The organism is Pseudomonadota bacterium, from assembly GCA_039815145.1.
GTDB lineage: Bacteria > Pseudomonadota > Gammaproteobacteria > Steroidobacterales > JBCBZW01 > JBCBZW01.
Map to the genome: position 1 here is coordinate 1 of JBCBZW010000195.1, position 7,188 is coordinate 7,188.

General features: G+C 61.6%; 4 protein-coding genes. 2 read left to right on the forward strand and 2 right to left on the reverse strand.

Annotated elements, in window-relative coordinates; genetic code table 11:
• Positions 1–471 precede the first annotated feature (471 nt).
• Together AAF184_23895 and AAF184_23900 are read left to right on the forward strand one after the other, a co-directional pair.
• A complete protein-coding gene (locus AAF184_23895) occupies positions 472–2,142 on the forward strand; it encodes a histidine kinase (GenBank protein MEO0425397.1) in 1,671 nt (556 codons plus the stop codon).
• Positions 2,139–2,834: a LytTR family DNA-binding domain-containing protein gene (locus AAF184_23900; protein MEO0425398.1), complete on the forward strand. Its 696-nt coding sequence runs from the start codon at positions 2,139–2,141 to the stop codon at positions 2,832–2,834. The genes AAF184_23895 and AAF184_23900 overlap by 4 nt, the downstream gene beginning before the upstream one ends.
• A gap of 127 nt (positions 2,835–2,961) precedes the next feature.
• Here the strand turns inward: AAF184_23900 and AAF184_23905 are convergent, their stop codons facing one another.
• Together AAF184_23905 and AAF184_23910 are read right to left on the reverse strand one after the other, a co-directional pair.
• The gene (locus tag AAF184_23905) at positions 2,962–4,422 is read right to left on the reverse strand and encodes an NHL repeat-containing protein (protein MEO0425399.1); all 1,461 of its coding nucleotides are present in this window, start codon (positions 4,420–4,422) and stop codon (positions 2,962–2,964) included.
• A gap of 215 nt (positions 4,423–4,637) precedes the next feature.
• Positions 4,638–7,034: a TonB-dependent receptor plug domain-containing protein gene (locus tag AAF184_23910; GenBank protein ID MEO0425400.1), complete on the reverse strand. Its 2,397-nt coding sequence runs from the start codon at positions 7,032–7,034 to the stop codon at positions 4,638–4,640.
• Positions 7,035–7,188 lie beyond the last annotated feature (154 nt).

Below are 7,188 nucleotides of genomic sequence, written 5' to 3' on the forward strand. Positions count from 1 at the left end.
GTATCGTAACGCAATCGAGAATCATTCGCAATTGTGACCGCAGAGTTTTACGATGAGGGCACCTCGGTCGTTGGCCGTAGGTGTTGGAAGGCCTTCGCGGCCCCCAGCCGGCCCAGCTCGCGGATCAGATGCGGGTTAGCCGGTAGTCCACCCATCTGTTTGGGTCACGCTTGGGGCAGCCAAGTGCCTTGAGGTCAACACGAGTGGTGCCGACCAAATGAGCACCTAGAGCGTAAAGGTCTCCCATGTGATCGCGGCGTCGCTCGCCATCAGGACGCGGAGCATGAGCATCAGCACGTACAGTCCGAATAGAAGGATGTCTTTGGTGGTCACGGAGGGGACTCCTGCAAGGTAACAGGGTTAAGGATTGCGGAAGCGACGCATCAGGCACAGCACTCATCCGCGAATGGCTCCCCGAGCATGGTGAACGTCTCAGCGATCCGTGTTGCGCGTGCTAGCCTGAAACGCGATATGCGCCAGTACGTGAATCCCCTGTTGCTGTGCTCGATCGCGCTGACGCTGCTGCTGGCTGGCGATCGTGGCGGGGCGAGCGAGCCGGTTTTGCCGACACAGTGTGAGCAGCGCCTCGATACGGACCCGTCAGTCGTCGAGGGCCGCTCGTGGCGAGCGCGCGATCGGCGCCTGCAGCGTGTCGAGTGCCTCGTGACGCTGACCTCGGAACACACCGCTGATGAGCCGCTCGGGATATTCCTGTCCGGCACTTTCTCGGCTCGGGTTTGGTGGGATGACGTGGAGCTTGGTGCCAAAGGAAAGCCCGCGGCGGACAGGGCGGGGGAGGTGCCGGGGCTTCTATCGGCGGTGATGTTCTTACCGCGAGGCTTGCTCAGCCCTGGGAACCACAAGCTCGCGATCGAGTGGTCATCCCACTACGCCCGCGGCACAGCTACCCCGCTCGATACGCTTCGCCTCGGGCCGTACCGGGACCCCCTGTACGCCCAACGTACCGCCTACCTGCCGGCGATGCTTACGGTGGGTACGCTGGTACTGGCCTTTACCTATTTGGTGCTGCTAGGCGTACGCACGGGTGATAGGCCATCGATCTGGCTTGCTGCTGCATGCTTGGCCCTACTGGTGCAGCTGGCATTCGAGGTTATGCGTGCGTACGTCAACTACCCTTACCCCTGGCACACGATTCGGCTGACGGCGGTGACGGTTGCCGCCGCTCTTGCCACCATCAGCTTGCTGGCGTACCTGTGCGAACGCTTCCGGCGGCGCACATGGTGGATCTGGGCCGTGGTGCCAATCGGCTTACTCTCCTCCTTTGCCGTTTCGAGTGCCGACAGCGTCACCTTCCTGATCATCGCCTTCGGCGTACTCGCCGGCATCGTGGTGACCACGCAAGCACGTCTATCTGGTGATCGCTCAGCGCAGCCCGCTGTCTTCGGCTTGATCATCGCGGCAGCGCTTCTTCTGCTCAACGCACCGGCGTTTCTAGACCTTGGGGTCTACCTCGGCTACGCCCTGTTGCTGCTGGTGCTCTTCGCTGAGCAGGTGAAGATCCTCACCAGGCAGCGCGAGGCCAAGCAACAGGCAGAATTGACATCTGCGCGCTTACGCGTGGAGCTGCTCAAGCGCAATCTCAACCCGCACTTTCTCATGAACACGCTGACCACGCTGAGTGAATGGATCGAGACGTCGCCACGCAAGGGGGTTGCCATGATCACGGCGCTCTCACAGGAGTTTCGCCACCTTGCAGACATGGCGGAGGCGTCTTTGGTGCCGCTTACTCGGGAAATCGAATTGTGTCGCCGCCATCTCGATGTGATGGGCTACCGCCACGATCGCCACTACGCCCTGGTCGTCGATGGCTCACCGCACGGCGAGACCATTCCGCCGGCGATACTACACACGCTGGTGGAGAACGCGCTAACCCACGGGCGTTACACAGGTGACACGACACTGCATCTCAGCCTCCATCGGCAAGAAGGAATGCTGAATACGCAGCTCACGGCGCCGCCCGGGCAGCCAGGCGATCGTGACACGGTCACGCACGGTACGGGGACCCGATACATCGAGGCGCGTCTTGAGGAGGCCTACGCAACGCGTTGGTCACTCTGCGCAGGCCCAACCCCCGAGGGAGGGTGGCAGACGCAAATACGATTTCCGGCGCTCGGCGAATGAGAGTGTTGATCGTTGAGGATGAGCCCCTCGTAGCGCGTCGACTGGTGCGTATGTTGGGGGCTCTGCTCGGCGCGAATTCGCACATAGATCAGTGCGACGCTCTGGGCGACGCGATGCAGGCGTTGCAGACGTCTCGATACGACGCGCTCTTCCTCGACCTGAATCTGTCCGGCCAAGATGGCTTCCGGCTGCTGACCGAGGCCCTGGTAGGTGCGCACCAAACGGTGGTGGTCTCGGCAAACACGGATCGAGCGATGGAGGCTTTCGAGCTCGGCGTGCTCGATTTCGTCCCTAAGCCCTTCGACGAAAGCCGTCTGCGCATCACCGTGGATCGGCTGCTGCAGCGTGAGCCGCGTGGCGGGCCGGGCACCATGACGTTGGCCGTGCGCGTTGGTCGACGGACCCAGACCATACCCGTTGAGCGGATCTGCGCCATCCACGGTGCCGGCAACTACTCGGAACTCGAACTGGAGAGCGGTCGCAAGCTCTTGCACGACAAGTCGCTCGATCAGCTGGCGGCGCTGTTGCCGGATCGCTTCCAACGTATCCACCGATCACACATCGCCAACATGGACATGGTAGTTCGCCTTCGCACGATCGAGGGCAGCCGTTATCGGGTGGAGCTGAGTAACGAAAGCGAGCTGCCCGTCAGCCGGCAGCGGATTCGGGACCTGCGCAAACTGCTCACCTAAGGTCGATGGGCAGTGGCGGCCGCGGGAAGATGGATGCCGTAGGCGGAGATTCTGGGCCAGACGAGGCACCCCCTGAAACGTAGCGGGCGCGCATGGGAGCCCGCTACGTCGCCGGCGGCTTAGCGGTTCACTCGACTTGAACGGTGAGAATGGCCAGAGCGAGATTGCCAGGCTGGGTCGTGAGGCCCGCCGCTGTGCAATCCCAGCCTCCGTCGAGGTCGAGGGACCCCGTCGCGCTGCTGCCGGTAGTCAAGTTCCTGCACGACAGGGAGCCGCCGAGCACTCTGTCCGCGTTGCCGGAGAACACGGGTCCGTTGATGCGGCCGATGAGTATGATCCGAACTTGCTGACCAGGCGCGACCTGCAACCCGGCGGCTTCGCAGTCAACGAAGTTGCCAGGCGTGGCCAGCGATACCTGCTGTGGGTCGGTCAGGTTGTTGCAGATGGCGCGAAAAACGAAGGCGCCCGCGATGGACGTCGAGAGCACCTCCGCGGGCGCCAGATCGATGCTGAAGACATTGTTGGTGTTGCGACCGGCTACGAACACTTTCCCACTGTCGTCGACGCCAACGCCGTAGGCAGCTTCCAGGGCGTTGCCTTGGCCGTCGCCCGAGGCATCGATGATCTCGGTGATCGTACCCGCCGGGGTGATCTCGAAGGCGTTGTCGCTGGCAAAACCGGTGACGTATACATTGCCATCAGCGCTAACGGCGACACCTTGCGCATCCCGAAGCGTGTTGCCGGCGCCGTCTCCAGCGCCGTCGATGATCTCCGTGATCGTACCCGCTGGGGTGATCTCGAAGACGTTGTCGGAAAAGGCCGCCACGTAGACGTTACCGGTGTCGCTTACTGCCACTGCGCGCGGACTCTGAAGGCCGTTGCCCGCGCCATCTCCGCTCTCATCGATGATCTGCGAAACCGCGCCCGCGGGGGTTATCTCGAACACGTTGTTGCTGGCACTACCAACGACGTACACGTTACCTGAGGGGCCTACGGCTACTCCGTCGGGACCGAACAGGTCGTTCCCCGCGCCGTCGCCACTCTCATCGATGATCTCGGTGATCGTGCCGTCGGTGGCGATCTCGAACACGTTGTTGCTCGCCTGGCCAGACACGTAGACGTTGCCGGCTGCATCCGCAGCGATGGCGCGAGGCGTGGTCAGTGGGTTGCCGAGGCCGTCGCCACTCCCACTGATGATCTGGGTGATCACGCCGCCGGGCGTGATCCTGAACACGTTGTTGGTGTCGCGCCCTGCTGCGTAGACGTTACCAGCGCCGTCGACTGCCACGGCTTCAGGGGCCTCGAAGGGGTTGGTACCGTCGCCGTTCGCATCGATCAGTTGAGTGATCACGCCGGCGGGCGTCACGCTGAAGGCGTTGTCCGAGTTTTGTCCCGGAGCGTACACGTTGCCGTCGCCGTCGACAGCGATGACTCTCGGCCGATCGAGGGGGTTGCCCGCCCCGTCGCCGGTCGCGTCGATGACCTCGACGATCGACTGCGCGTTGGCCGAGGCGGCCAGCGTGAGCGCACCCACGATTACCACCAGCGGAGCAAGTGCTCGCTCAAACATACGTCCTGTACTGCTCATGTCGGTCCTCTATTTGGCTGCTTGCCAGCGTGGAAGGATGTCCAGGGGGTCTGGACGATAATGCACTCGATTCTCATTTACAAATACTGCCCCAGGCATAGCGATGGGCGACGAAAGGTTGCTCCACCGGATCGAGTCGGGGAATTTCGCAGTGCTCAGCGAGCGAGCTGCGGAAACTCAAACGAGCGTAGGCCGCGCATGGACCGCGGTCACCATTACCGGCGCCTGCGGAACAGTTCCAACGGACTGCGAGAGAACTCATACGCCAGCGACAAGGTGAACGTGCGAGGCGCGGCGGTGTCGACGCGAATCGCGGTCACCTCATCGGCGGGGGCGAACGACTGTGCGAGCAGATAGTTCTCATCCGTGAGGTTGCGGACATTGAATTGGAGTTTCCACGATCTCCATGCGTAGTAAGCCGCCGCATCGACTTGCGTCCAGGCGTCAAACTCGCCCCGGTTTTCAAACGACTGAAATGCCTCGCTCTGATAGAACAGGCCACCGCCCAGGCCAAGCACGCCAGAGCCAAGCGGGATCTCGTAGAAGGTGAACAGGTTGATGTTGTGCTCACCAACGCCGGGCAAGCGGTTTCCTCGCTCGAAGTCGGCAAACTCTCCTTGTCCATCCTCACTCAGCGTGTTGTCGATGTAGCTGTAGCCCGCGGTAATGCGCCACCGGTCGTTGAGGTTGCCGACCAACTCCACTTCCAGGCCTTGGCTCCTCACCCCACCGATATTGTCCCAGAAGTCCAGACCTGTAGTTTCATCCTCAACGAGGAACGGCACATCCTGCAGATCGACTCTGAACAGGGTGGCCGTCACGAGAAAACGACCATCGGAAGGGATGTACTTCGCCCCGATTTCCCAGGCGTTTGAGGTTTCCGGGTCGACCGGTGTCCCGTCACGGCCCTCCAGATTCGCGGCTGACGTGTAGCCTTCCGAGTAACTAACGTAGGTGGATGCACTGTCTCCTACGTTTCGTACGATCCCTCCACGAAAGCTAAGGTTCTCGTCGTCGATACCGCTGCTGATGTTCTCGAACGCACTGAACCTCGCGCCCAGCAGCATTTTCCATCGATCGTTCAGCTCGACCATATCCACCAGATTGATGCCACGCTCTCGGGTCAGACCGAGGTCCTGTACGACCGCATCCCCCTCGCTGAAGCTGAAGCTGACGCTCGGCGTGGCCTGAATCGCTCCCGGTGGGCGAAGCGAGTCGTCTGGGTCGTTGAAGTACTCACCCGTTGCCACGTCGAAGATGACGTTGCGGTCGGCCACGAAGGAGACCCGATCGGATGCGAACTCCTCTTGTGTGAGCGAGAGCAAGAGGTTGTGCCGCGTACCGAGTACACCGAAATCGAACGTGTTCTTCACCCAGAACTGTTCTGCCGAGCCGCTGCCGAACGACTGGCGAGGCTGTATGGTCACCCAGTTTTCGCGCGACGTCCCCGCTGGACCCACGACGAAGAAGGAACCGTCGAATCCGAGCTGTGGCGAAGAGTCGAAGGTCAACTTCTCCGTTTGAGTATTGTTGTACTGGAGGTCTAGGTTCCATCGATCGAAGAGGCTAAGCCCGGCGAGCACGTAGATCCGTTCAGACTCCGCCTCCGAGTTGCGGTTGAAGTTGGGGATACCGAAGAACTGTCCGGGAGACAGGCGTGCGCTGTAGGAAAACCCGTCGGTGGTGTTGCCATCGAGGACCTGGCCGCGATCCTGCGTGAACTTGTCTTCGATGAATTCGTAGCCGATCAGCAGGTTGGCGCGATTGCCACGCCAGGAAAGGGAAGGGTTGACCAGTAGGCGTTCACGAAACACTTCGTCGCGGAAGCTGCCCGAGTCCTCGTAGGCGCCGACCAGGCGATACGCGAACGAGTCACTGCCTGGGAAGGCGTCTGTCGTATCGAACTCAAAGCGCTTGAAGTCGTTGTTGCCACCCAGGAGTTCCAGCTCGGTGTGAGACTCCGATTCCGGCTTCTTCACGATGTAGTTGATGATCCCTCCGGGCTCACCCTGGCCGTACAGCAGGGCCGATGGGCCCTTCAGGACATCGATGCGCTCCAGGTTGGCCGTCTCCGTTGAGGGAATGTTCGAGGCATTGAAGGCGTTATTGATGCGTGCCCCGTCCTTGTAGATGGATTGCGAAGCATCGAAACCGCGGATGGCGAAGCGCTCCTCACCGCCATTCCCCGTCTTGAACTTGGTGACGCCGGCGACGTTGCGCAGCGCGTCGTCGACATCGTTCACCTGTTGGTCCTGAAGGATGTCCTGTGTGACGACGCTGATCGCTGCAGGGGTTTCCTTCAGGGAGAACGGCAATCCGATGGCGCTGTTGGCGGCGTTGCTGCGATAGTCCCGTCGGAAGGCGGTAACGACCATCTCTTCCATCACGACGTCGTTCGCTTCATCCTCACCGTTGGGCTCGGCGGTATCTGTGGCAATGCGGCTGCCGGCCGGGTCTTCATCGACAGCTTGAGCCAGGGTGGGGGCGGAGTCGTCCGCAGCGGCGGAGACCGATGCAGGTGCCGTCGCGAGCGGCACCAACGCGTACGCGACCAGGCAGATGCAGGCGCGTTTAATCGAGAGCTCCTCAGAGTTGCTTATAAGCCGTGTCACGTTTACGAGAGCTCCCCGCATCAGCAATCAGGCAGCTCGGTGCTAGCCCGAAAGACACCGGAGTGGATCAACGCGGACTGTACCAGGCCGGTGCCGGCCACCGCATAGCCGAGAAACGCGCCGTGGAACAGCACACGGCAACCCTCGATGCTCA